This is a genomic window from Micromonospora sp. NPDC005172, from assembly GCF_040608555.1.
Lineage (GTDB): Bacteria > Actinomycetota > Actinomycetes > Mycobacteriales > Micromonosporaceae > Micromonospora.
On record NZ_JBEXIL010000026.1, the window covers coordinates 17890 to 40193 of the forward strand.

The 22304-nt window shown below is 72.6% G+C and carries 29 protein-coding genes; 16 read left to right on the forward strand and 13 right to left on the reverse strand.

Annotated elements, in window-relative coordinates; translation table 11 throughout:
• Positions 1-20 precede the first annotated feature (20 nt).
• The 4 genes from ABZV06_RS18895 to ABZV06_RS18910 form a co-directional block, all read right to left on the reverse strand.
• The gene (locus tag ABZV06_RS18895) at positions 21-680 is read right to left on the reverse strand and encodes a dihydrofolate reductase family protein (RefSeq protein ID WP_355244831.1); all 660 of its coding nucleotides are present in this window, start codon (positions 678-680) and stop codon (positions 21-23) included.
• A gap of 58 nt (positions 681-738) precedes the next feature.
• Positions 739-1452 (reverse strand): AraC family transcriptional regulator, encoded by a 714-nt coding sequence (locus ABZV06_RS18900; protein ID WP_355244828.1) that lies wholly within the window; start codon positions 1450-1452, stop codon positions 739-741.
• Between the two features lie 28 nt (positions 1453-1480).
• Positions 1481-1915 carry a phosphotransferase gene (locus tag ABZV06_RS18905; RefSeq protein WP_355622893.1) on the reverse strand — a complete coding sequence of 145 codons (435 nt, stop codon included), beginning with the start codon at positions 1913-1915 and terminating at the stop codon, positions 1481-1483.
• Positions 1916-2126: 211 nt separating this feature from the next.
• Positions 2127-3119, reverse strand: a complete 993-nt coding sequence (locus ABZV06_RS18910; protein ID WP_355622896.1) for a helix-turn-helix domain-containing protein — start codon at positions 3117-3119, stop codon at positions 2127-2129.
• A 52-nt stretch (positions 3120-3171) separates the two neighbouring features.
• On the opposite strand from ABZV06_RS18910, the gene ABZV06_RS18915 reads away from it, so the two are divergent.
• On the forward strand, positions 3172-3588 hold the full coding sequence (locus ABZV06_RS18915; protein WP_355244819.1) for a cupin domain-containing protein: 417 nt from the start codon (positions 3172-3174) through the stop codon (positions 3586-3588).
• A 32-nt stretch (positions 3589-3620) separates the two neighbouring features.
• On the opposite strand, the gene ABZV06_RS18920 is transcribed toward ABZV06_RS18915, so the two are convergent.
• From ABZV06_RS18920 to ABZV06_RS18930, 3 genes are all read right to left on the reverse strand, one after another.
• Positions 3621-4082, reverse strand: a complete 462-nt coding sequence (locus ABZV06_RS18920; RefSeq protein WP_355622899.1) for an HNH endonuclease — start codon at positions 4080-4082, stop codon at positions 3621-3623.
• 32 nt (positions 4083-4114) lie between these two features.
• Positions 4115-4693 carry a nucleotidyltransferase family protein gene (locus tag ABZV06_RS18925; protein WP_355622901.1) on the reverse strand — a complete coding sequence of 193 codons (579 nt, stop codon included), beginning with the start codon at positions 4691-4693 and terminating at the stop codon, positions 4115-4117.
• 62 nt (positions 4694-4755) lie between these two features.
• The gene (locus tag ABZV06_RS18930; protein ID WP_355622903.1) at positions 4756-5490 is read right to left on the reverse strand and encodes an NAD(P)H-binding protein; all 735 of its coding nucleotides are present in this window, start codon (positions 5488-5490) and stop codon (positions 4756-4758) included.
• A 129-nt stretch (positions 5491-5619) separates the two neighbouring features.
• Here ABZV06_RS18930 and ABZV06_RS18935 point away from each other — a divergent pair, with 129 nt between their 5' ends.
• Positions 5620-6105 (forward strand): Rrf2 family transcriptional regulator, encoded by a 486-nt coding sequence (locus tag ABZV06_RS18935; RefSeq protein ID WP_355622906.1) that lies wholly within the window; start codon positions 5620-5622, stop codon positions 6103-6105.
• A 6-nt stretch (positions 6106-6111) separates the two neighbouring features.
• Here ABZV06_RS18935 and ABZV06_RS18940 read toward each other — a convergent pair whose 3' ends face one another.
• Complete coding sequence (locus ABZV06_RS18940) at positions 6112-7665, reverse strand: glycosyltransferase family 39 protein (RefSeq protein ID WP_355622909.1); 1554 nt, start codon at positions 7663-7665, stop codon at positions 6112-6114.
• Between the two features lie 110 nt (positions 7666-7775).
• Between ABZV06_RS18940 and ABZV06_RS18945 the strand changes: the two genes are divergently transcribed.
• From ABZV06_RS18945 to ABZV06_RS18960, 4 genes are read left to right on the forward strand one after another with little or no spacing between them, the layout of a single operon-like run.
• On the forward strand, positions 7776-8807 hold the full coding sequence (locus ABZV06_RS18945; protein ID WP_355244801.1) for an aldo/keto reductase: 1032 nt from the start codon (positions 7776-7778) through the stop codon (positions 8805-8807).
• On the forward strand, positions 8804-9310 hold the full coding sequence (locus ABZV06_RS18950) for a DUF664 domain-containing protein (protein WP_355622912.1): 507 nt from the start codon (positions 8804-8806) through the stop codon (positions 9308-9310). Before ABZV06_RS18945 ends, ABZV06_RS18950 begins: the two co-directional genes overlap by 4 nt.
• A 24-nt stretch (positions 9311-9334) precedes the next feature.
• A complete protein-coding gene (locus ABZV06_RS18955) occupies positions 9335-9934 on the forward strand; it encodes a GNAT family N-acetyltransferase (protein WP_355244798.1) in 600 nt (199 codons plus the stop codon).
• Positions 9935-9994: 60 nt separating this feature from the next.
• On the forward strand, positions 9995-10615 hold the full coding sequence (locus ABZV06_RS18960; protein ID WP_355622915.1) for a hypothetical protein: 621 nt from the start codon (positions 9995-9997) through the stop codon (positions 10613-10615).
• A 9-nt stretch (positions 10616-10624) separates the two neighbouring features.
• On the opposite strand, the gene ABZV06_RS18965 is transcribed toward ABZV06_RS18960, so the two are convergent.
• Positions 10625-10888 carry a flavin reductase gene (locus ABZV06_RS18965; protein ID WP_355244792.1) on the reverse strand — a complete coding sequence of 88 codons (264 nt, stop codon included), beginning with the start codon at positions 10886-10888 and terminating at the stop codon, positions 10625-10627.
• A gap of 198 nt (positions 10889-11086) precedes the next feature.
• Here ABZV06_RS18965 and ABZV06_RS18970 point away from each other — a divergent pair, with 198 nt between their 5' ends.
• On the forward strand, positions 11087-11857 hold the full coding sequence (locus ABZV06_RS18970; RefSeq protein WP_355244789.1) for a DUF5753 domain-containing protein: 771 nt from the start codon (positions 11087-11089) through the stop codon (positions 11855-11857).
• The gene (locus ABZV06_RS18975; protein ID WP_355244786.1) at positions 11848-12039 is read left to right on the forward strand and encodes a DUF397 domain-containing protein; all 192 of its coding nucleotides are present in this window, start codon (positions 11848-11850) and stop codon (positions 12037-12039) included. Before ABZV06_RS18970 ends, ABZV06_RS18975 begins: the two co-directional genes overlap by 10 nt.
• Positions 12040-12061: 22 nt before the next feature.
• Here the strand turns inward: ABZV06_RS18975 and ABZV06_RS18980 are convergent, their stop codons facing one another.
• Positions 12062-13306 (reverse strand): MFS transporter, encoded by a 1245-nt coding sequence (locus ABZV06_RS18980; RefSeq protein WP_355622918.1) that lies wholly within the window; start codon positions 13304-13306, stop codon positions 12062-12064.
• Here ABZV06_RS18980 and ABZV06_RS18985 point away from each other — a divergent pair.
• From ABZV06_RS18985 to ABZV06_RS19010, 6 genes are all read left to right on the forward strand, one after another.
• Positions 13284-13751, forward strand: coding sequence for a MarR family transcriptional regulator (locus ABZV06_RS18985; RefSeq protein WP_355622921.1), 468 nt, complete (start codon positions 13284-13286; stop codon positions 13749-13751). The two genes, ABZV06_RS18980 and ABZV06_RS18985, sit on opposite strands and share 23 nt — an antisense overlap.
• Before the next feature lie 83 nt (positions 13752-13834).
• Positions 13835-14371: a DUF2087 domain-containing protein gene (locus tag ABZV06_RS18990; RefSeq protein ID WP_355622924.1), complete on the forward strand. Its 537-nt coding sequence runs from the start codon at positions 13835-13837 to the stop codon at positions 14369-14371.
• A complete protein-coding gene (locus ABZV06_RS18995) occupies positions 14368-14880 on the forward strand; it encodes a GNAT family N-acetyltransferase (RefSeq protein ID WP_355622927.1) in 513 nt (170 codons plus the stop codon). Before ABZV06_RS18990 ends, ABZV06_RS18995 begins: the two co-directional genes overlap by 4 nt.
• A gap of 68 nt (positions 14881-14948) precedes the next feature.
• Positions 14949-15374 carry an Hsp20/alpha crystallin family protein gene (locus ABZV06_RS19000; RefSeq protein ID WP_355244774.1) on the forward strand — a complete coding sequence of 142 codons (426 nt, stop codon included), beginning with the start codon at positions 14949-14951 and terminating at the stop codon, positions 15372-15374.
• Positions 15375-15712: 338 nt separating this feature from the next.
• Positions 15713-16711: a tyrosine-type recombinase/integrase gene (locus ABZV06_RS19005; RefSeq protein ID WP_355622930.1), complete on the forward strand. Its 999-nt coding sequence runs from the start codon at positions 15713-15715 to the stop codon at positions 16709-16711.
• Positions 16712-16740: 29 nt separating this feature from the next.
• Entirely contained in the window at positions 16741-17586 is an 846-nt protein-coding gene (locus ABZV06_RS19010; RefSeq protein ID WP_355622933.1) for an LLM class flavin-dependent oxidoreductase, read from the forward strand.
• 78 nt (positions 17587-17664) lie between these two features.
• Here the strand turns inward: ABZV06_RS19010 and ABZV06_RS19015 are convergent, their stop codons facing one another.
• Positions 17665-18033 (reverse strand): VOC family protein, encoded by a 369-nt coding sequence (locus ABZV06_RS19015; RefSeq protein ID WP_355244766.1) that lies wholly within the window; start codon positions 18031-18033, stop codon positions 17665-17667.
• 44 nt (positions 18034-18077) lie between these two features.
• Positions 18078-19781, reverse strand: a complete 1704-nt coding sequence (locus ABZV06_RS19020; RefSeq protein ID WP_355244763.1) for an acyl-CoA dehydrogenase family protein — start codon at positions 19779-19781, stop codon at positions 18078-18080.
• 173 nt (positions 19782-19954) lie between these two features.
• On the opposite strand from ABZV06_RS19020, the gene ABZV06_RS19025 reads away from it, so the two are divergent.
• Positions 19955-20365 (forward strand): hypothetical protein, encoded by a 411-nt coding sequence (locus ABZV06_RS19025; protein WP_355622997.1) that lies wholly within the window; start codon positions 19955-19957, stop codon positions 20363-20365.
• Between the two features lie 49 nt (positions 20366-20414).
• Entirely contained in the window at positions 20415-21569 is a 1155-nt protein-coding gene (locus ABZV06_RS19030; RefSeq protein WP_355622936.1) for a low temperature requirement protein A, read from the forward strand.
• Here ABZV06_RS19030 and ABZV06_RS19035 read toward each other — a convergent pair.
• Positions 21536-22144, reverse strand: a complete 609-nt coding sequence (locus tag ABZV06_RS19035; RefSeq protein WP_355244901.1) for a thymidine kinase — start codon at positions 22142-22144, stop codon at positions 21536-21538. The two genes, ABZV06_RS19030 and ABZV06_RS19035, sit on opposite strands and share 34 nt — an antisense overlap.
• Between the last annotated feature and the right edge of the window lie 160 nt (positions 22145-22304).

The window sequence follows — 22304 nt, forward strand, 5'->3', positions numbered from 1 at the left end:
ACCTGCGCCACTCGTCGGTGTCAGCCGAGTACCGGCACCGAGCGCCCCCCGTCAACCGTGTAGGCGCCCGTCGAGAGGTCACCGAGGGCCGTCGGAGTCAGGGTCAGCGACACGACGCCGCCGGGCAGCACGCGCACGCTGTCCTCGGACGCCGCGAACGTGGCGGGCGTCGTACCGTCCGGGAACAGTCGCTTCCCGCTTCCGACGACGACCGGGTACTGCAGCAGCCGGTAGAGGTCGACGAGTCCGGCCTCGTGCAGCGTCTGCACGAGCTGCCAACTCCCGTGCACCTGGAGTTCCCCGCCCGGACGTTCCTTGAGCCGGCGCACCGCGTCGACGATGTCGGTGCGCAACACCGTCGTCGGACTCCAGTCGGCCTCCTCGTCCGTCAGCGTCTCGCTGACGACGTACTTCGGCAGGGTGTTCAGTTTGGTGGCGATCAGGTCGTCGGGCGCGGTGACCTTCGGCCAGTACCCGCCGAGCAGGCCGTAGCTCGTGCGGCCGAAGAGGAAGGCGTCGGCCGCACGGAACCAGCCCTCGATGACCTCGTTGGTGTGCGCGGACATGTGCGGGACGAGCCATCCGCCCCGCTCGAATCCGTCCGAGCGGTCCTCGTCCGGGGCGCCCGGCCCCTGCATGACGCCGTCGAGGCTCACGAAGATGTTGACGCTGAGCAGCACGGTTTCCTCCGTCTGTGTGAATCGGGCCGGCCGCCACCTGGTGGCCGGCCGACGGAGGTTAGCTGCCGGGTCGCGGGTCCGGCTTGTACAGGAACGACATCGCCGGACTGTTGCCCGTTCCCAGCCCTCGCGCGGTGTGTCCGACGAAGCGGCGCAACGCGTGCGCCAGGTGAGCCTGGTCGAAGTAGCCCAGCGTGTCGACGACCGCCCGCCAGTCGAGGCCGTCGCGCAGCATGGTGGCTGCGGCGTTCGCGCGGTCGATCTGGGTCACGGCGGTCTGCGACAGTCCGGTCATTGCACGGTGGTACCGCTGGAGGGTGCGCGTGGACCGGTGACGGTCGACCTCCGCGCCCGCCGGGTGTGACGGCACCAACAGCCCCGCGAGGCGCAGGCGTCGGACGAACTGCTCGACGTTCCCGTACGTCGGCGTCTCCCAGTCCGCACCGCCGATGACCACCCGACCCGAGCGCGTCACCGGGAAGGACACGTGGCTGTCGACGATCGAGGTCGCGGGGTGCGGCCGGAGGACGGCACCGAGCGTGAGCCGGACCCCGAGGAACTCGGCGTCCGGTGGGACCGGTGCCGTGGTCGCCCTGGTCTCCGGCCCGCGCAGCGTGACGAGGAGTTGCCCGGCCGTCCGCGTGACGATCAGGTGGCAGCACGTACGCGCCACCGACGTCATCGTCTCCTCGGCGTCGCTGGTGGTGCGCCACACGCGGTCGACGATGCGTGCGTCCGTGTCGGCCGGACGATGTTCGAACCGTAAGGCCATGGCCCCTCCGTCGTCGTGGTTGGCTGATTCAGGCGATGCCTCGGCCCAAGTCGTCGGCATGCGCGGTGATCCAACTCGCGTCGCGTCGGTAGAGCCCGACGTGACTGCGGATGTTCTCCTGTCCCTGATCAGCCCGACTCTCGGTGAGGACGGCGAGATCGTGTAGTCGATCGACTGCGACCTGGAGGATATGCGCTGGTCCCAGCTCCGAGCCGTAGGCATCGCAGAGCACGCGCAGACGACGCGCCCGCTCGCCCAGGTGACTGTCGATGGCGTCACCGTTCTCGGGATCCGCCAGCGGCACCAGCCGATAGGCGAGATACGCCAGGTCCCACGCCCGGCGCCCGGGCGAGGCGGTATCCCAGTCGATGACTCCGCTGAAACGTCGGTCGGTGAAGACCCCGTGCAGCGTCTCCTCCTGCTCGTTGACCGCGTTCGCGCCGGGGCCGCTCGTGCCGGACATCCTCGACGAGTGCGGGTGGCGACGCCACCGCGTTCCAAGCTCCGGCTCGCGCTCGATTATCGGATTGCCGGTAACAATAATCCGTTAATCCATGCGCACAAACAGGGCATACCGCACACGCATCATAATGACAGTTAAGATGCGTAAGTGCTCAGGCTGTTGTTTTCCACCGATGCGGCATGCGTGAGCGGTCGCCGGCAGCCACCTGCGGTCAGGTCGCCGACGACCCGAACCGGCGCTGGTACTCCGACGGTGTGATGCCGGTTTCGCGGCGCATCAGCGCGCGCAGATTGGCAGCGGTGCCGAGCCCGCTGTGTCGCGCGACCACCTCGAACCGGGACTCACCTCGCTCGATCAGCCGGCACGCCAGCGCAAATCGTTGCCCGGTGAGCCACGCCAGCGGCGTCGTGCCCAGTTGCTTCTGGAAGCGGCGATGCAGCGTCGCCGGACTGACCGCCGCACGTGCCGCAAGGCCAGGAACAGTCAGCGGTGAACCCAACCGCTCCTGAGCCCAGGCCAGGACGGGCGCCAGGGACTCGTCCGGCAGGTTGGGCATGGGACGTTCCACGAACTGCCGCTGCCCACCGTCCCGGTGCGCCGCGAAGACCAGCCGCCGACTCACGGAGTTGGCGACCTCCGCGCCATGGTCGCGGCGGACCACGTAGAGCCCAAGATCGAGCGCGGCCGCGCTCCCTGCCGCGGTCAGGATGTCGCCGTCGTCCACGAACAGCACGTCCGTTTCGAGCTGGACAGACGGGAAGCGGACCCGGAAGGAGTCTGCCCACTGCCAGTGCGCGGTGGCCCGGCGTCCGTCGAGAACTCCGGCCTCGGCCAGTGTGAAGGCGCCGCTGCAGAAGCCGACCAGGCGCGCACCGCGCGAGTGTGCCCGGCGGATGGCGTCGAGGACCGCGGGACGGCGTGGGACTTCGGTGTCGGGGCGGTTCGGAACGATCAGGGTGTCCGCCGCGTCGGCCGCTTCCAGGCCGGCGACTCCCGTGAGCGTGAAGAAGCCGTCCCGCATCAGCGTGCGGGGCTCGGGGGAGCAGAGTTGGAACTCGTAGAGGTCGCGGCCGAGTTCCGGCCTGCGCAGACCGAAGACCTCGGTCGCACAGCCGAGCTCGAAGGGGTTCGAGTTCTCGTCCACGATCACGACGACCCGGTGTACGCCCACCACGTCAGCCGCCTGCGACGATTCTTTCGCCATGTGCAATTCCTAGCACTCACGAGGGTCGTAGGAAACGGCTGAGGATTGGCCCATGAGCAGCGAACCCATCTCTCTCGGCAAGGCTCTGGCCTCCTTCGACGCCCTGTGGAGCCCCCGCATCGTCACGCGCGTCAACGACTATGACGTCCGGATCGCCAAGGTCGAAGGCGAGCACATCTGGCACGTCCACGACGACACCGACGAGTTCTTCCTGGTCCTCGACGGTGAGCTGCGCATCTCCCTGCGCGAGCCCGACGGCGAGCGCACGGTCCTGCTCCCGCAGGGCGCTGTCTTCACGGTCCGCCGAGGGACGGAGCACAGGCCGTACTCCCCGTCGGGCGCCGCGATCCTCATGTTCGAGCCCACCGGGACACCGACTGTGGGTGATCGCCACGACGAGATCCCCGGGCACGTCGACTCGACGACCGGGCACGCCCTCACCGTCGGGGCGGAGCGGGAAGCTGGTTGACGGCGGCGTCCACGACGTGCGGGCGCAGTTCCCTAGCTGTGCCCGTACGTCTGGCGGGCCTCGGCGACCTCGGCGGCCTGACGCTGTCGCCACCGACGCTGCGCGTCCCGATTGCAGCCGCGGCAGACCCGGCGGTACGTGCCGGTACCGGGGTCGATCTCCCGGTCATGGCCGTTGCGGCAGCGCGGGTTGCGCTCGCGGGTTCGGCAGTTCTCGGCGTGCGTGACCTGGCGCAGGTGGGTCGGTTCGATGCAGTCGGGGACGCCGCAGCTGTGGTCGACTTCGAGGTCGGGGTCGTAGTCGCCGACGAAGACGGCGTAGGCGGCGATGTGCGCCCAGGCGCGTCCGGCGACCTTCTGGTGGACACCGCGCTGGGAGCCGTAGCCGGTGATGATGAGGCAGCCCGTCTCGGCTCGGGTGGAGCGGACGAGCAGGTGCTCCCGCAGGCTGTCGGGGGTGAAGTGGCGGGACAACCCGTGAACGCCGGAGAGCATGTGGCGCAGCGTACGAGGTTCCGACGGCGCGGCTACCGGGGGAGGGCGGCGGCCTCGTCGGGTAGGTCCACGTCGGTGTCGTCGGCGACGTCGGCGCAGTCCACCAGTCGTACGGCTGCGGCGTGAGCGCGGAGGTAGTCGCGCGCGCCCCGGTCACCGGTCGCCGCGCCGGCGACTCCGGCCCAGTGCTCGCGCCCGAGCAGCACCGGATGTCCGCGCCGCCCGTCGCGGTAGGTGGCCATGGTGAGGGATTCGGCGGTGGCGTCGCAGGCGACGCGGCGTACCGCCTCGGGGGTGAGGTGGGGCTGGTCGACGAGGGTGACCACGACGGCGGCGGCAGGGCTGGACGCCAACGCGGCCAGCCCTGCCCGCAGCGACGAGCCCATGCCCGTCGCCCAGTCGTCGTTGACCACCACGTCGGGCAGCCGCGTTCGGGCACGGATCTGGTCGGCCTGCGCGCCCAGCACCACGAGCACCGGCTGGCAACCGGCGGCGGTGAGGATCTCGGCGGCATGGTCCACGAGGAGGCGGCCACGATACGGCAGGAGGGCCTTGGGTTGGCCTAGCCGACGGCCGGTGCCGGCCGCCAGGAGCAGACCCGCCGTGACCATGGACCGAGCCTAGTCCGCGCGACCGGTGGGCGCCCCGCATCCCGGGACGCCCCAACCACGGGTCAGCGCGCCAGCCACTCCCGGTAGGAGGTGGGCGCGAGTACGGCGTCCTCGTTGCCGATCAGCACGTCGCCCGGCACGGCGGCGAACATCCCGGCGGTGTCGTCGGTGGTGACGGCGCGCTGGTCGCCGTGCGCGGCGAGGGTGATCCGACCCAGTTCGTCGAGTGCGAACACGTCAGGGCCGGCGACGTTGCGGACGCCCCGCAGGGGCGCGCCGACGCTCACGTCGGCGACGGCCTGGGCGACGTCGGCCGCGGCCATCGGCTGCACGGGAGTGCTCGGCAGGCGTACGCCGGACTCGTCGGCGGTCCAGGACATGACCGCGTCCATGAACTCGAAGAACTGGGTGGCGCGCACGATTGAGTACGGCACCGCGCTGGCCCTGAGGATGTCCTCCTGGAGCACCTTCGCGCGGTAGTAGGCCAGGTCGGGCACCTCGTCGACGCCGACGATCGACAGGATCACCGCGTGCCCGACGCCGGCCTGCTCGGCGGCGCCCAGGAGGTTGTCCATCGTGCTCTGGAAGAAGGCGGGCGAGGCGTCGTCGAAGGTCGGCGAGTTCGTGAGGTTGACGACGACGTCGACGTCCTTGAGTGCCTCGGGCAGGCCCTGCCCGGTGAGGAGGTCGACTCCGGTCGACTGGGAGTGCCCGAACGCGTCGTGCCCGGCGGTCCGCAGGATCTGGACGACCTGGGACCCGATCAGGCCCGTCCCGCCCATCACGGCGATCTTCATGTCCGTTTCACCTTCCGTGTCCCGTCCGTCCCGGCACCCCAGCGGCGCCGTCAAACTCGGACTTCTGATATCCGAGAACTATACTCGGACAGAACAGGTCCGAGTATCAGGGGTGGCTAGGGTGAGGCGATGAAGATGTCCGGCGGGGTCGAGTGGGCGCTGCACTGCTGCGTCGTGCTGACCACCAGCAGCAGGCCCGTCCCGGCCGCCCGGCTCGCGGAGCTGCACGACGTCTCCGGCAGCTACCTCGCCAAGCAACTCCAGTCGCTGGCCCGTGCGGGGCTCATCCACTCCGTGCAGGGCAAGTCGGGCGGCTACGCGTTGACCCGCGCACCGCAGAGCATCAGCGTGCTCGACGTGGTCCACGCCATCGACGGGCCGGGCCCCGCCTTCGTGTGCACCGAGATCCGCCAGCGCGGCCCGCTTGCCGCCCCGCCCAGCGCCTGCACCAGCGCGTGCCCGATCGCTCGCGCGATGTGGACCGCCGAGACGGCGTGGCGCGACGCGCTGGCCGCCATCACGATCGCCGACCTCGCCCGCGACGTGGACGACGACTCCGGCCCCGAGGCCCTGACCACCGTCCGCGCCTGGCTCACCGGCGAACCCGCCGGCTGACCAGGCTCAGCCGGCGTGGCGTACCTCGGTGTCCCAGATCTCGGCCCACGGACGCCGCAGCCCTCGGCACACGTGGATCGGGCCGCCGTTCTCGTCGTTGGCCACCTCGACCCGCTGGTCCACCCGAGCGGCCAGCGCACACTGCTCGAACCAGCCGTTCAACGCGTCGGGGCGCTCCCAGCCGACCGCGATGACCACGTCCGCGTCGGCGGGCGGCCGACCGAAGTCGACAGTGCTGTTGTGCCCGGAGTACGCCCGAGGCAGCCCTCGGGCCGGGCCGTACCGCGCGACCGCCCCGGCCTCGCCGTAGTTGCCGGTCAGGATGACCGCTCGCGCGCGTTCCGATTCCGGCAGGCCGCGGTGGACGGCGGCGAGTGAGTCGGTGAACGCCGGCCAGCCGATGGTCTCCCCGGCGTCGTAGTTGACGTCGACCACGAAGGCAGGCAGCCGGTCGGCCGGCAGCACCGGCAGCAGCAGCACGACGTTGGGCAGCAGGAACAGCGCCGCGCCCACCGCGAGCGCCCCACGGCGCAGCCACGTCGAGCCGCGCGACGCCCACGCGGCGGTCACCACCGCGCCCACGGCGGCGAGGACCAGCAGCAGGGGAGCGTCGTAGTAGCCCTTGCCGCCGGCCACCAGGACCACGCCGAACACGACAAGCCAGGCCCAACCCACCGCCCGGTACGGCCGCCACGTCGGCCGGCGCAGCAACGCGACGAGACCGGCGATCCAGATCGGTACGGCGAAGGGGCTGATGATGACGAACTGGAGGGTGAACGCGTCGAGGCGGCCGCTGTAGGAGCTGTCGCCGTCGGAGATCGAGGCGGCCACGCCGAGCTGCGGGAGACCGTGTGCGGCCTGCCAGACCAGGTTCGGCGCGGCCAGTACCAGGGCGATCCCGGCGGCGGCGAGCACCCATCTGTCCCGCAGCAGCCGACGCGGTCCCGCGATCACCACACCGGCGATCAGGCCCAGGGCCAGTAACGCGGGCAGCAGTTTGTTGAGCATGCCCACGCCGAGCACCAGCCCGAGCGGGAGCGCCCACCGGGTGTCGCCGGTGCGCAGCAACCGGACCGCGCACCACGCCACGGCGAGCCAGACCAGCAGGTCGACGGTCGTGGTGCTGAGCAGGTGGCCGCTGGCGAGCACGATGCCGGACAGCGCGGCCAGCACCGCCGCGACGCTCTGCCCACCCCGGCCGCCGCCCAGCTCGCGGGCGATGGCGGCGACCAGCAGGACCGCGCCCCCGGCCAGCAGCGCCGACGGCGTCCGCAGGACCACCAGGTTGCCCGGCGCGATCTCGTCGAGCAGTCGGGCCAGCGCCGGGACCAACGGGCCCTGGTCGACGTAACCCCAGTGGAGGTGCCGGCCGCAGAGCAGGAAGTACAGCTCGTCGCGGTGATAGCCGTACCGCCCGGCGAGCAGGAGCAGCGTCACGCTGGTCAGGGCTGCCACCAGCCACGGCCCCCGCGTACGCGGACCGGGCTGCGGCAGCTCGACCAATGTGGACGACCGGGCCGGCGCGTGCGGTCGGTCGGTGTCGATGGCGGGCTCGCTCACCGATCCATCATCGCCCGTGACGCCGCCGCGTGGGTGCCCGCGAAGCCTCCGGGTGCACACGCTCTGACCAGGTGCGAAGATCAGTTTTGCAACTCGACCGAGAGGACGACATGCGATACCGCACTCTGGGCGCCACCGGCACGGTGGTGTCGACCCTGTGCCTCGGCACGATGACCTTCGGCGCGGAGACCGACGAGGAGGGCAGCTTCGCCCAGCTCGACCGGTTCGTCGAGGCCGGCGGCACCTTCCTCGACACCGCGGACGTCTACTCCACAGGCGTCTCCGAGGAGATCGTCGGTCGCTGGTTGCGGGCACGGCCCGACACGCGCGACCGCCTCGTCATCGCCACCAAGGGCAGGTTCCCGATGGGCCCCGGGGCGAACGACGCCGGCCTGTCGCGGGTGCACCTCACCCGTGCCCTGGACGCGAGCCTGCGACGTCTCGGCGTCGAGGCCGTCGACCTCTACCAGGCGCACGCGTGGGATCCGCTGACCCCACTGCCCGAGACGCTGCGGTTCTTCGACGACGCCGTACGCGCCGGCAAGATCCGCTACGCGGGGGTCAGCAACTTCACCGGCTGGCAGTTGCAGAAGGCCGCCCTGCTCACCCAGCACCTCAACCTCACCCCGATCGTCTCGCTGCAACCGCAGTACAACCTGCTGGCCCGGGAGATCGAGTTCGAGCTGGTGCCGGTCTGCGAGAACGAGGGCATCGGCATCCTGCCGTGGTCGCCGCTGGGCGGAGGCTGGCTGAGCGGCAAGTACCGGCGCGACTCCACGCCCACCGGCGCCACCCGGCTCGGCGAGAACCCGCAGCGCGGGGTCGAGGCGTACGCGGGTCGCAACGCGCAGGAGCGCACCTGGCGGGTGCTCGACGCGGTCGGCCAGATCGCGCGGGACCGGGACGTGTCCATGTCGGCGGTGTCGCTGGCCTGGCTGGCGGCACGACCGGCGGTCACCTCGGTGATCCTCGGAGCGCGGACCACCGAACAGCTCGACGACAACCTGACCGCGGCCGACCTCGTCCTCGACGCGGCGCAGATGCGGCTGCTGGACGAGGCGAGCGCGCCGCCGATCGGTGACTACCCGTACGGCGGCGCGGGCGTGCGCCAGCGCGGTCGTGACCTGCCGAGCGGCTCATGACTGCCTTCCCCGAGCCGACCGCACCGGCCGGCAGCCGCACCGAGGTCTTCCTGCGCTACCTGGACTACTTCCGGGAGTCGATGGTGGCCAAGGTGTCGGCGCTGGACGAGTCGGAGCTGCGCAGCAGCCGGCTGCCGTCCGGGTGGACCCCTCTGGAGCTGCTCACACACCTGCGCCACGTCGAGTTGCGCTGGATCGAGTGGGGCTTCGAGGGCCGGAACGTCGCCGAGCCGTGGGGTGATCGTCGGGACGACCGCTGGTACGTCGCCCCGGACGAGACCCGCGACGATCTGGTCGCGGCGCTGCGGGCGCAGGGCGCGCACACCACGGCCGTCGTGACGGCGCACGACCTGACCGAGGTCGGTGCGCCGGGCCCGCGCTGGAACGGCGCGGACCCGGCGTCGCTGGAACGGGTGCTGTTCCACCTCGTGCAGGAGTACGCCCGCCACCTGGGCCACCTCGACGTGGTCGCCGAGCTGGCGGGCGGCCCGACCGGCGAGTGAGACCGACTACTCGATAATGGGCCGATGCCGCTGCTCGTCACCCCAGCCCTGCCCGCTGGGCGTCTCGCCGCCCAGGAGCAACCCCACCTTCCGGTACGTCCAGGGCTGGCGCTGCGGCCGTGGCGTGACGACGACGCCCCGGTCGTACGCGCCGCCTTCGACTGTCCGGCGATCCGGCGGTGGCACGTGCTCCGGCTCGACGACGACGCCGAGGCCAGGGCGTGGACGGCACAGTGGACCGGCCGGTGGCGCGCCGAGACGGCCGTGAGCTGGGCGATCGTCGAGGACGACGACCGGCCGGTCGGCCAGACCGGATTGCGGGACGTGCTGCTGAGCGAGGGGTCGGCGCAGATTTCGTACTGGCTGCTGCCCGACGCACGCGGTCGAGGGCTCGCCACCGAGGCTCTGGAGGCGCTGACCCGGTGGAGCTTCGCGCAGGCGGGGTTGCACCGGTTGGAGCTGAACCACTCGACGGCCAACGCGGCGTCGTGCCGGGTCGCCACGCGGGGCGGCTTCACCGTGGAGGGGGTGGCGCGTCAGTCGATGCGGCACGCCGACGGCTGGCACGACATGCACCAGCACGCACGACTGCGCACCGACGGGTCTCCTGCGGTCACTCCCTGAGCGCGAGGGCCGCCCGAACAATTCTCGGCACCGGACGCCGGCTTCGTCGATCATGAGCAGGTGACAGACGCCGAGAACTGTGTGCTGGCCGGGTTCGTCGCGGGCTTCTGCTGGACGCCCGGCAGAGAGGGCTGGACCGCCGACCTACCGAGCGCGGTGCCCACGGTCAGCGACTGCCTCGCCGACTTCCTCCCCGCCGACCAGGACATCGAGCCGTGGCAGCAGTCGCTGTTCGCGCCCTGGCACCGGACCCTGCGCCAGGCCGCGAACGCCGTCCGGCACGCGCCGGCGGACCCCCGCACCGTCCACGTGCTGAGCATGAGCGTGCCGACGGCAGTGGTCGCCGAGCTGATGACCGTCATTGAGGAGTGGATCGACGACCTCCCGCATCCGGTCCGGATGAACCTCGTGCACCCCACGGCTGTCCCACCCGGCACGACGCGCGGATTCGAGGTGCTCGGCTTCATCGACGGACGCTTCCACAGTTGGCTCTGCTACCGCCTGGACACCCAGGCCAGCACCAAGCTCGGCATCCGGCCGGGGAGCGCCGCTCTGCTGACCACCCTCGACGACGCGCAGCGGGTCGCCGACATGGCCAACGACAACCGCGGCAACCACGACGGCACCCCACTGGACGTCACCTGGTTTCCCGCACTCATCACCGAGCACGACGCCGACTAGGCCATCCGCTCAGCGGGCCTGCGCCCAGCCGACGAAACGCGGGGTCAGGTCGGGTAGCGCCACATCGGGGTTGAGCCTGGCGAGATCGGCCTCGGCCTCCTTCTGGACCGCCGCCAGGTGCGTCACCAGACCCGGGCGGTCCTCGCGGTACTCGCCGAGCAGGCGCAGCTTCGCGGTCGAGCACGGCCAGAGGATGCCGCAGGCCGGGCAGCGCCACGACGGGCGCAACGGGGAGTGTGTCGGCCTCCGGGCCGTTCCGTCGGTGTGGGCCACGCGTTCCTCCTGGGTCGGCTGCTGGAGGCGGGGGCCGCTTCCGGTCGCGGCAGCGGCCCCCGCTGCGAACGCGTCCGCCGGGTTCGGGTCCCTGCCGGCCGCGCCGTCGATACCCCACTTTCCCGGGAGTCGCTGGACAAGCACACAGCGTTACGTGTTTTCTGTGGCGCAGCCCCTTTGCTCCCCGGAAGGAACGGTATGAATCACGCCTTTGTCGCCGCGCTCGCCGAGGCGGGTCACACGGCCGAGAGCCTCGCCGACCGGATCGGCGTGCACCCGAAGACCGTCGCCCGGTGGGCGAACCCGGGCCACGTCCCGCAGAGTCGACACCGCGCGACAGTCGCCGAGCTGCTGGCCCGCGACGCCGAGGCACTGTGGCCGGACGCCCTCCGCCGCCGGGAACCGGTGTGGTTCCGACCCTGGGTCGACATCGAACGCGAGGCGGTGACGCTGCGGTCGTTCGAGTTGGCGTGGGTGCCGGGGTTGCTCCAGACCGAGGCGTACGCGCGGGCCACCCTGGGCGGCGGGGTGCTGACCGCGGCTGCGATCGACGAGTTCACCGAGGCGCGGCTGAACCGGCAGTCGATTATCGAGCGGGAGACCGAGGGACCGCTGCTCATCGCCCTGCTCGACGAGGGGGTTCTCCGCCGCCGTGTCGGCGACGACCGGGCGCTGATGGCGGCGCAGCTCACGCGCCTGCTCGGCTACGTCGAGACGGACACCGTCCAACTCCAGATCGTTCCGGCGGACGCGCCCAGCTACCCCGGGCTCGACGGGCCGTTCACCATCGCCGACCTGCCGGACGGCTCGCGCCTTGCGCACGTCGACAGCGCCGCGCAGGCGCAGATCCTCGACGCGCCATCGGAGCTTGTTAGCCTGGAACGGCGGTGGGAGCGGATTCGCGGCGAGGCGCTGCCCCGGGGACGTTCCCTGGACCTTCTCAGAGAAGCGGCGGGATCATGGACATGACCGGGGCGCGGTGGCGTACGAGCACGAGAAGCGGCGGCAACGGCGGCAACTGCGTCGAGGTCGCCGACAACCTTCCGGGCGTGGTGCTCGTGCGTGACTCGAAGGACCGCGACGGCGCGACGCTCACCTTCCGCCCGGACGCCTGGCGCGGCTTCGTCGCCATGGCCCGCGCCGCCGGCTGACCGTCCACCTTGGCCGGCCTGGTCAGCGCACGCCGGCCGGTTCGGCCGGTTGCGGCTCGTGGGCGGTCGGCCAGGTGAGCCGGCGCACGCCGGGCACGAGCACGGTGCCGCCGCAGGCGACGAGGACCAGCAGGCCGGCGACAACCAGGGGTACGGGCGTGCCGAACGAGTCGGCGGCCAGCGGCGCCAGCGCGTAGCCCAGTGGCATGGCGGCCAGCGACACCAGCCAGTCGTACGAGGTGACGCGGGCCAGGACCTCCGGCGGGAAGTGGTGCTGCACGACGGTCTCCCAGACCGGGTTGAGATAGCCGAGGGCGGTCAGCGCCACGGCGTACGTGACGATCACGGCCGGGGCGGGCGCGGCCACGGCGAGCAGGAACAGCGGCACGGCGTAGGTGGCCAGCCCGATGTTGGCCAGCAGCACCGGTCGGCGTAGCCGGACCCGCCCGGCCAGCAGCGAGCCGACGAGCATGCCGATCGCGCCGGCCTGCAACAGCAGCACCCAGGTCACCTCGCCGCCGAGACGGTCGATGGCGACAGCCGGCCCGAGGGTCATCAGCACGGCGGCCGCGCCGTTCCACATGCCGTGCCCCAGCAGGCTGGTCCAGAACCAGTCGCGGGCGCGTACCTCGCCGAAGCCGTGGCGCAGGTCGGCCAGGACCGATCGGCGTGGCACCGGCACGTGCTCGACCCGGACCAGCGCGAGCAGGGCGGCGCTGAGCGAGAACGACCCGCCGTCGATCACGAACGCCCAACCGGGCCCGGCGGCCCAGATCAACGCCCCGGCCAGGGCCGGGCCGAGCAGTCGGCTGGCGTTGGCGGTGACTCCCGTCAGCGCGTTGGCCCGTTGCCGGTCGGCCGCCGCGACGGTGCCGGCCACCAGGGGCGATGCGGTCGGGATGGCGAACGCCGACGCGGTGCCGCCGAGCGCGGACGCCACCACGACGGTGGTCAGCGACGGGTCGCCGCCGAGCAGTTCCGCGCCGACCGCGAGTTGGGTCCCGCAGCGCACCAGGTCGGCCAGCAGGGCGACCCGGCGGGCGGCGAACCGGTCGGCGACGACACCGCCGAGCGGCAGCAGGAGCAGCCGGGGCACCATCGCGGCAGCCAGGACGACCGCCAACGCCCCGCTGGAGCCGGTGGCCCGCAGCACGGCCAGGGCCAGAGCGGCGGGCACCACCGCGTCCCCGACCGCCGAGACGGTACGGCCGAGGAACAGCAGCCGGAAGGATCGGGTGCGCAGAGTGCCCGACTTCGACCGGGACATCGAGGGCGCGGTGGTGCGGATGATCCGCGTGATCCGACACCTGCGCGCGGTCAAGGAACGGGTCCTCGCCGACTTCGACCTGCCCCCACACGAGTACGAGACCCTGCACGCCCTCGCCGGCCGGCAAGGGCGTGCGGCCCCCTCCGACCTGGCCGCGGATCTGTCGGTGGCCCCGGCCTCGATCACCGCACGCGTCGACACCCTGCTGAAGAGGGGCTTCGTCCGCCGCATCCCGTCCACCGTGGACCGTCGTCGGGTGGACGTGGAACTCACCGACGCGGGCATGGACGCGTGGCGCGCGGCCATGGAGAGCCAGGGGGCCGAGGAGCACCGGCTGCTCGGCGCGCTGACCCCGGCGGAGCGACGGGTGCTCTCCGACCTGCTACGCCGGGTGCTCCTCGTCGCCGAGCAACCCGCCGACGCGTCCCAGACGAGCAATTCCTGACCACCGCTGGGTAGCCGGCAGCCAGCGGGGCGTACCTCGAAATCTCCTGGCGGTGCGCGTACGCCGATGGGAGGGTGACCGGCATGACTGCGCACGCTCTGGCCGGGGCCCTGGCCGACGACGGACGGCGACGAATCTTCGCGGCGGTCGCGCTGGGATCGACAAGCGTGGCGGAGGTCGCCCAGCGCAGCGGCCTGGCCGCGCGGGTCGTGCTCACCGGCCTCCGCCGTCTCGCCGACGCGGGCCTCGTCACCGGCGCTGACGGCACGCTCGCGGTCGACGAGGCGTCGCTGCGGGCGGCGGCACGCGACAGTCGCCCGACCGACGACGCCGAGTCGACCGAGGACCCGGTGCTGCGCGCGTTCCTGCGCGGGTACGTCCTGGTGGGCATGCCGGCGCAGCGCGGGAGGCGGCGAACGCTGCTGGCCCACATCGCGCAGCGGTCGTTCGCGGCGGACACGCGCTATCCGGAGCGGGCCGTCGACGACGCGCTCAAGCCGTGGTGCGCCGGTGGCGCGTCGGACCACGCCACGCTGCGCCGCTACCTGGTGGACGAGCGGTTGCTGACCCGTGAGCAGGGCATCTACCGGCGGACCGCAGGCACTGAGGACAACGCGTGACCACGGCCGTCCGGCAGTGGGTGACCGGTGCCGTCCGGCCCGACCATCCGGACGCGACACTCCTGCTGCGCGAGTACATGACCGAGATGGTGGTGCGCTACCACTGCCGCCCCGATCTGCCCGGCGAGGTCGACGCCGCGCTCGCCGAGATGCCCAGCGACGACCTGACGTACCCCGGGGGTCTGCTCCTGATCGCGCATCGCGGCGCGGACCTGGCGGGCTGCGCCGGGCTGCGGTGGCACGCCGACTGGGCCGAGCTGACCCGGGTCTTCGTCCGCTCCGCGCACCGGGGCGCCGGTGGTGGCGCCGCGCTGCTGGCCGCCGTCGAGCGGCGGGCGCGGGCGGCCGGGGTGGACCGCATTCGCCTGGACACCCGCTCCGACCTGGTCGAGGCCCGCGCCCTGTACGCCCGGCACGGCTATGTCGAGATCCCGGCGTACTCGCAGGGTCCGTACGCCGAGCACTGGTTCGAGAAGAGGTTGACGCCCGGCTCGGAAGGCGCTAAATAAGAAGAGGAAGTTGAGTCAGTCGGGCTCAACTCATCACCTTCGGCCAGGAGATCCGAGGAGGCACAGCGATGTTGATGCGTACCGACCCGTTCCGCGAGGTGGACCGGCTCGCCGAGCAGTTCTTCGGTACGGCGGCCCGTCCCGCGATGATGCACCTGGACGCCTACCGCGACGGGGACAACTTCTACGCGGCGTTCGACCTGCCCGGCGTCGACCCCGACACCATCGACTGCACGGTCGAGCGCAACGTGCTCACCGTGCGGGCCGAGCGGCGTCGGCCCACCGGCGACGGTGTCGAACTGGTCGCCGCCGAACGCCCGATGGGCACCTTCACCCGGCGACTGTTCCTGGGCGACACCCTCGACAGCGAGCGGCTGGAGGCCGGCTACGAAAACGGGGTGCTGACGCTGCGCATCCCCGTCGCCGAGCGGGCCAAGCCCCGCCGGGTCACCATCACCGCCAACGGCGACGCACACCGACAGATCAACGCCTGACCCCCCGCCCCGCCCCGGCCCCCACCCCCCGCCCCACCCCCCGCCCCGCCCCGCCCCCCGCCCCGCCCCGCCCCCGGCGATCATGAAGTTATTGCCAAGACACGCCGAACCAGCCGGCAATAACTTCATGATCGATGCGACGGATGGCGTGGTGGGGGAGGGGGCCGGCGATCTTGCGCTTTGGGTTGTCGTGATGAGGCTGTATGTACTTTATGTCGCCGCAGAAAGTGCAAGATCAACGCCTGAGCCACCGCCTCGACGGCCGGCGCCCACACCGGGGTGCCGGCCGTCGGCGCGCCTGCGTGGCAATCCCATCCGCTGCTGAGAACCTTTTTCACATGGTGTTCTCCGACGCGCCCGTGCTCGCCCGCCCCACCGCCCGCCCGGCCCTGCCGAGCGCGCCGATGGACGTCACCGAGGCGTGGCTGCGCAACCGCCGGTTGTCCGAGCACACCCGCGACGCCTACCGGCGCGACGTCGCCGCCTTCCTCGGCTGGTGCGCCGGCCACGACCTGGACCCGCTGCGGGCCACGTTCCTGCACGTCAACGAGTACGCCCGCACGCTGGAGTCCACACTCGTCGCCCGCAGCGGCCGGCCGTTGACCCCGGCGACCGTCGCACGCCGGCTCTCGGCCCTGTCGAGCTGGTACGACTTCCTCGTCAAGCTCGGCGGCGTGCCGGCCAACCCGGTCTCCGGCGCGGACCGACCCCGCGTCGACCGGGACCACTCCGCCACCATCGGGCTGACCCCCGAGGAGGTGGACGCCCTGCTCACCGCGGCCGACGCCGAGACCGGCCCGACGGCGGCCCGCAACCGCGCGGCGATCGCGCTGTTGGCCGACCTGGGCCTGCGGGTCGGTGAGCTGGTCTCGTTGGACCTGACCGACCTTGGCACCGAACGCGGGCACCGCAGCGTGCGCTTCGTCGGCAAGGGCGGCAAGCAGCGCCGTCGCGCCCTCACCCCGGGCACCGCTTACGCCGTTGACGCGTACCTGGCCCAACGGGCGGCCGCCACCGGCGTGCCGGTGACGCAGCTGACCGGGCCACTGCTGGTCACCGCCAGCGGCGCACGACTCGACCGGCACTCGGTGTTCCGGATGGTCCGTCGCCTCGCCCGAGCCGCCGGCATCCCCGCCTGGGCGCGACTGTCCCCGCACTCGCTGCGGCACGCCTTCGCCACCACCGCCCGGTCCGAGGGCGTACCCCTCGAAGACGTGCAGGACGCCATGGGGCACGCCGACCCGCGGACCACCCGCCGATACGACCGGGACCGCCACAACCTCGACCGCGATCCGGCGTACGCGGTGTGGGCCGCCCGGTCGCGCCGGCGCGCCTGACCGTCGTACCCCCGTCCTACGGTCACCGGATGAGACACGGCCTGGAGATCCCCTGCGGTGGCGACGATATCGCCGTCGCCACCCTCGTCGAGCTGGGCGAGTTGGCCGAGCGCGCCGGATGGGACGGGGTGTTCCTGGAGGACTACGTCATCCACTACTGCGGCGACGACCCGTCTACCTACGACCCGTGGCTGGTGCTCGCGGCCATCGCCGGGCGCACCGAGCGGGTGCGCCTCGGCACCACGGTCACCGCGCTGCCCCGACGCCGTCCGGCGAAGCTGGCCCGTGAGGTGCTCACCCTCGACCACCTGAGCGCCGGCCGGGCCACGGTGGCGGTCGGCGTCGGCGACCCCGGCGACCGGGGGTTGGCCGCGTTCGGCGAGCCGACCGAGGTGGCCGTGCGCGCCGCGATGCTCGACGAGGGCCTGGACCTGCTGACCGGCCTGCTCAGCGGAGAACGGGTCGAGCACCAGGGCGTCCACTACCGCGCCGAGAAGGTGGCGCTGCGTCCACCGCCCGTGCAGTCGCCCCGGGTGCCGGTCTGGGTCGGCGGCAGCACCCAGGCCGGGGCAGTGCGACGGCGTGCGGCCCGCGCCGACGGCATCGTGCCCTACAAGCTGACCGACACCGACGGCTGGGCCGACTTCACCCCCGACGAGGTCCACGAGCTGGTCGAAGCGCTGCCCGCCACCCGGGCCGACGGCCAGCCGTTCGACGTGGCGATCGGCGGCCGACGCCGCCGCCCGGACGAACGCGCCGAGCGGGCCTACCGCCGTGAGCTGGCCGCCGCCGGGGCGACCTGGTGGCTGGAGTACGTCCCGGTCGGCGATCCGGCGGCGATGCGCGACGCCGTGGCCCGAGGCCCGCTGCGCTGAGCACCGCTGGTCAGCCCTGCGGCGGCGTGCGGCGTCAGGCCGCGTCAGCCCTGCGGCGGCGTGCGGCGTCAGGCCGCGTCAGCCCTGCGGTCGGCGGCAGAGGCAGAACGGCTGCCCGATCGGGTCGAGAAGCACCACCCAGGTCTCCCCGGGCTGGAACTCCGGCTTGGACGCGCCCGCGGCGACGAACTCCTTCTCGGCGACGGCCAGGTCGTCGACGTAGAGGTCGAGGTGGTAACGCTTCTGCCCGGCCGAATCCGGCCAGGCTGGCGGCTGGTAGCCCTCGACCAGGCCGAACCCGATGGACACGCCACCGTTGCGGATCATCGCGTACTCGGGTTGGCTGTGGGCGACCTCCCAGCCCAACACCCGATGGTAGAAGGCGGCCTGCCCGGCCGGGTCGGAGCTGTCCAGGTTGACCATCGCGAGGTCAGCGGTTGTCGTCATGCCCGGCAGTCTGCCCGGCACCCCCGACAATCCACGTCGAGGTGTCAGCAGAGCAGGTCCAGGTGGTGGTGGGCGTCCTCGGCGATGTCCTCGTGTCGCAGCCACCGCCGCGCCCACAGCCGCGCCGCCAACTCCGCCTGCTCGTCACCCCACGCGGCGTGCTCCACGAGCAGTGCGGCGGTCAGCGCGTACGCCAGGCGCAGCGCCAGCCCTCGAGCCCCGGCGAGCACGGCTGCCGTGCCCGGCTCGGCGGTCACCGCCGTGATCGTCTCGCCCAGTTGCCGGGCTGCGGTGGCCAGGGTGTCGGCCAACGCGGGCGACAGCGGCCGGGCCAGGTCGACAGCGGCGGTCAGCCGGCTCAGCAGCGGCGTCCCGGCGTCCTCCCGGGTCAACGCGCGCAGCACGTCCAGGGACAGCACGTTGGTGGTGCCCTCCCAGATCGGCAGCACCTGCGCGTCGCGCAGCAACCGGGGCACACCGGTGTCCTCCACGTAGCCGGCGCCGCCGAAGCTCTCCACGTACTCGCTCGCGGAGCTGACGGCGAGCCGGCCGGTGGCGAGCTTGGCCAGCGGCGCCACGATGCGCAGTTCCGCGGAGGCCTCCGGGTCGGCGCCGACCTCGACCCGCCCGAGCAGCGCGAACGCGTGCCCCGCGAGGGCGAACGCGCCCGCCGCGTCGACCGCGAGGGTGCCCAGCGTGGCGCGGTGCAGCGGCGAGGAGGCCAGTGGGCCGCCCGCGACGTGCCGCGCGTCGGCGAACGCGCGGGCGTAGGCGAGGCCGCGTCGCATCCCGCCGGCCGCGGCGGCGGCGTTGTGCACCCGGGTCACCACGACCAGCGTCATCGCCCGGACCAGGCCGGGCACCGCCGGGTCGCCCAGCGGCACCGCGTACGCGTCGCGCAACCCGATCTCGGCGGTCGGCAGCGCCCGGGTGCCGAGCTTGTCCTTGAGCCGGTGCACGACGACGCCGGGGGCGGGCGCGTCCGGCGTCGCGCCGGTGGCCAGCGGCGAGTCCGCCGCGTAGCGGGGAACGAGGAACGGCGCGAGCACCCGGCTGCCCCGCCCGGCGCCCTCGGGGCGGGCCAGAGCCACCGCCATCGCCGCGTCGGCGGCCGAGCAGAACCACTTCTCGCCGGTGAGCCGCCACGAACCGTCCGCCGCGGGTCGGCCGATCGTGCTGGACCGGCCCAGGTCGGAGCCGCCCTGCGACTCGGTCATCCACTGCCCGCTGGTGATGGCCGTGTCCGGGTCCGTGGAAACCAGCCGGGGCAGCCACGCGTCACGGACACCAGCGTCCACGTCGGGCAGGCTGAGCAGCGCCGCAGCCCCGTCGGCCATCGCCACCGGGCAGGAGAACGTCGCCGACTCCGGTCCGTACAGGTGCAGCAGCGCGTGCTGTACGACCCGCGCGGCCGCGCCCCAGGTGCCCCGCGCGTCGGGCAGGTAGGGCAGCGCCACCACGGCGTGTCGGGCGGCGGCGGCCCGCTGCGCCTGCCAGCCGGAGGACACCTCGATCCGGTCGACGCGAGCGCCCCACGGGTCGTAGCGCACCAGCGTCGGCGGGTGCGCCTCGGCGTCGGCGTGCGCCGCGCGCAGCGGCCCGGCCACCTCGGCGGCCAGGTCGGCCAGGCGCCCTTTCGCGGCGGCGTGTCCCTCCGCGCCGAGGTGACGCTCCAGCCAGGACCGCAGCAGGGCGTCACCGGCGTACGGGTCGGCGGGGGGTGGTACCGGCTGCACGAAGCGGCTCATCGATCGGCTCCCTGGCGCTACGGGGGTGTGCGCCGACGGTAGACGATGCGTCGCCGCGCCGAAAGAAGGCCCAGTTTCCGGCTTGCCGCGCCTCACCGCGACGGCGTTCTCTACGGTCGGTAGTCGTGGGTGCCGGCCAGTCGTGGAACCGACCGGCCCGGCGGGGCCGCCCGATGCGCGCCGGGCTGGCCTTCGCCGGGTTCGGCATGGCGCTGTGCTGCGTCGGGGTGGCCGGGCTGGGAGCGTGGAACCTGCAGACCGTACGGCAGGCGGCCGGCCCGATCCGGGAGACCGCCGACAGGTTCCTCAACGAGGTGGCCCTCGGTGACAGTGATCAGGCGTACGAGCGGCTGTGCGCCGACGCGCGGACCCGGTGGAGCGCGATCGGTTTCACCAGTTGGGTGCGTACCCCGCCGATGGTGACCGACTACGAGATCACCGACGTGTCGGTGTCCACCAAGGGTGGGCGTCCGCGCGGCACGGTGACCGTGAAGGTGACCCGCGACGGCGGCGTCAGCGAGGAACGCCGCCTGCCGGTGGTCCGCGAGGGCGGGGACTGGCGGGTGTGCGGTGACCCCTTCTGAGCCAGCCGCCGTCCCGGTGCGTCCGCAGCTGTTGCGACCGCGTCAGGGCGTGCAGCCGACCACGTCGACCGAACTCTTCTTCGACCTGGTCTTCATCTTCACCATCACCCAGTTGTCCCACTACCTGATCGCCCACCCGCACTGGCGAGGCGCCGCCCGTACGGCGCTGCTGCTGGCGCTGGTCTGGTTCGTCTGGGTCTACACCACCTGGCTGACCAACTGGTTGCAACCGGACCAGGGGCCGGTGCGCGCCGTACTGCTCGGGGTGGCGCTGGGCAGCCTGGCGTTGTCGGCGGCGATCCCGGAGGCGTTCGCCGGGACCGGCCTGTTCTTCGCCGTGGTCTACGTGGGTGTGCAGGTGGGCCGGACCCTGTTCGCGCTCTGGGCAGTGCGGGGCAGTCCGTGGCTGGTCGCCGGGTTCCAACAGTCGCTGCCGTGGATCACCGGTACGTCGGTGCTCGTCGTGCTCGGCGGCCTGGCCGGCGGGGTCGCCCGGGAGGCGTTGTGGGCGGCGGTGGTCGTGCTCGAGGTGGTCGGCCTGCTGATCGGTTATCCGCTGCCGGGGCGGGGCCGCAGCCGCCCCGAGCGGTGGATGGTCGAGGGTGGGCACCTGGCCGAACGGTGCGCGGCGTTCGTCCTGATCGCGTTGGGTGAGTCGATCCTGGTCACCGGGAGCACCCTCACCTCGCACGTGGACCTGGAGACGTCGGGGGCGTTCCTGCTGGCGTTCGCCGGTTCGGTGGCCCTGTGGTGGGTGTACTTCGCCCGGTCGGCCCCGGCCGCGACGGAGGTGATCGCGGGGGCGGGCGAGCGCACCGGCGCGCTGAGCCGGGTCGCGTTCAACTACCTGCACCCGGTGATCGTCGCCGGGGTCATCGTCGCCTCCGCCGGCGACGAGGTGTTGCTGCGGGAGCCCGGCGCGCCCGCCACCACGGTCGCCGCGCTGTTCACCCTGGGTGGTCCGGCGTTGTTCCTCGCCGGGCACGCCGCCTACAAGACGGTGCTGTGGCGGGCGTTGCCGACCAGCCGGATCGCCGCGGTGGTGGTGCTGCTGACGCTGATACCGGTCTGCGTGGGGCTGGGCGCCACGGTGGTGACGTGCGCGGCGCTGGCGACGGCGGTGACCGTCGCGGTGATCATCGCGGATCGGCTCCGGGTCCGGCGGGCGCCTCAGTCTCGGGGGCCCAGGTCACCGCTGCGGTAGTGCCGCCGGCAGAGCACCTGGTAGCGCACGTCAGCGGTCTCGACGGTGTCGCCGATGACGACCTGCGCGCCCTCGCGGACCACCCGACCGTCGACGACCCGCGCGTTGAGCAGCCCCTCCCGGCCGCACCAGCACAGCACCTCGACCTGGATGCGGGCCACCTCGTCGGCCAGCTCGAACAGTCGTTGCGCGGCAGGGAACAGGCAGGACCGGAAGTCGGTGGCGAGGCCGAACGCGAACACGTCCACGTCGTAGCTGTCCACCAGCTCGGCCATCTGCTCGACGTGCTCCACCGTGTAGAAGCACGCCTCGTCGCAGATCAGGTAGTCGACGCGTACCCCGTCGGCCCAGCGGCCGCGCACGAGCGCCCGCAGGTCCAGGTCGTCGGTGACCTCGATGGCCTCGTGGGCCAGGCCGATGCGCGTGGTGACCTGCGGGCCCAGCGACCGGTCGATGCGGGTGGTGACCAGCCCCCGGCGGCCCTGGCGGGCGTGGTTGTAGTTCATCTGCAACGCCATCGTGGACTTGCCGCAGTCCATCGGCCCCCAGAAGAACTTGAGCGCCGCGGCGTGCACCGGTCGCCCGTCGAGCCCACGCGCGGCCGCGCAGCCGGCGGGAGCGTGCGGCTGGCCAGGGAACGGGTGGGCCAGACAGGTCGGGGTGGCAGCGGCGTCGTCGGTCACGGTCGGGCAGCCTAGCCGATCGACCGGCCCGGATCTGTCAGGTGCGTCGCAC

Excerpts from the sequence above, each read along its gene's own strand:
- ABZV06_RS18900 (WP_355244828.1), bottom strand. The coding sequence starts at position 1,452 with ATGGCCTTACGGTTCGAACATCGTCCGGCCGACACGGACGCACGCATC.
- ABZV06_RS18905 (WP_355622893.1), bottom strand. The coding sequence starts at position 1,915 with ATGTCCGGCACGAGCGGCCCCGGCGCGAACGCGGTCAACGAGCAGGAG.
- ABZV06_RS18910 (WP_355622896.1), bottom strand. The coding sequence starts at position 3,119 with ATGGCGAAAGAATCGTCGCAGGCGGCTGACGTGGTGGGCGTACACCGG.
- ABZV06_RS18915 (WP_355244819.1), top strand. The coding sequence starts at position 3,172 with ATGAGCAGCGAACCCATCTCTCTCGGCAAGGCTCTGGCCTCCTTCGAC.
- ABZV06_RS18920 (WP_355622899.1), bottom strand. The coding sequence starts at position 4,082 with ATGCTCTCCGGCGTTCACGGGTTGTCCCGCCACTTCACCCCCGACAGC.
- ABZV06_RS18925 (WP_355622901.1), bottom strand. The coding sequence starts at position 4,693 with ATGGTCACGGCGGGTCTGCTCCTGGCGGCCGGCACCGGCCGTCGGCTA.
- ABZV06_RS18930 (WP_355622903.1), bottom strand. The coding sequence starts at position 5,490 with ATGAAGATCGCCGTGATGGGCGGGACGGGCCTGATCGGGTCCCAGGTC.
- ABZV06_RS18935 (WP_355622906.1), top strand. The coding sequence starts at position 5,620 with ATGAAGATGTCCGGCGGGGTCGAGTGGGCGCTGCACTGCTGCGTCGTG.
- ABZV06_RS18945 (WP_355244801.1), top strand. The coding sequence starts at position 7,776 with ATGCGATACCGCACTCTGGGCGCCACCGGCACGGTGGTGTCGACCCTG.
- ABZV06_RS18950 (WP_355622912.1), top strand. The coding sequence starts at position 8,804 with ATGACTGCCTTCCCCGAGCCGACCGCACCGGCCGGCAGCCGCACCGAG.
- ABZV06_RS18955 (WP_355244798.1), top strand. The coding sequence starts at position 9,335 with ATGCCGCTGCTCGTCACCCCAGCCCTGCCCGCTGGGCGTCTCGCCGCC.
- ABZV06_RS18970 (WP_355244789.1), top strand. The coding sequence starts at position 11,087 with ATGAATCACGCCTTTGTCGCCGCGCTCGCCGAGGCGGGTCACACGGCC.
- ABZV06_RS18975 (WP_355244786.1), top strand. The coding sequence starts at position 11,848 with ATGGACATGACCGGGGCGCGGTGGCGTACGAGCACGAGAAGCGGCGGC.
- ABZV06_RS18980 (WP_355622918.1), bottom strand. The coding sequence starts at position 13,306 with ATGTCCCGGTCGAAGTCGGGCACTCTGCGCACCCGATCCTTCCGGCTG.
- ABZV06_RS18990 (WP_355622924.1), top strand. The coding sequence starts at position 13,835 with ATGACTGCGCACGCTCTGGCCGGGGCCCTGGCCGACGACGGACGGCGA.
- ABZV06_RS19000 (WP_355244774.1), top strand. The coding sequence starts at position 14,949 with ATGTTGATGCGTACCGACCCGTTCCGCGAGGTGGACCGGCTCGCCGAG.
- ABZV06_RS19005 (WP_355622930.1), top strand. The coding sequence starts at position 15,713 with ATGGTGTTCTCCGACGCGCCCGTGCTCGCCCGCCCCACCGCCCGCCCG.
- ABZV06_RS19010 (WP_355622933.1), top strand. The coding sequence starts at position 16,741 with ATGAGACACGGCCTGGAGATCCCCTGCGGTGGCGACGATATCGCCGTC.
- ABZV06_RS19015 (WP_355244766.1), bottom strand. The coding sequence starts at position 18,033 with ATGACGACAACCGCTGACCTCGCGATGGTCAACCTGGACAGCTCCGAC.
- ABZV06_RS19020 (WP_355244763.1), bottom strand. The coding sequence starts at position 19,781 with ATGAGCCGCTTCGTGCAGCCGGTACCACCCCCCGCCGACCCGTACGCC.
- ABZV06_RS19025 (WP_355622997.1), top strand. The coding sequence starts at position 19,955 with ATGCGCGCCGGGCTGGCCTTCGCCGGGTTCGGCATGGCGCTGTGCTGC.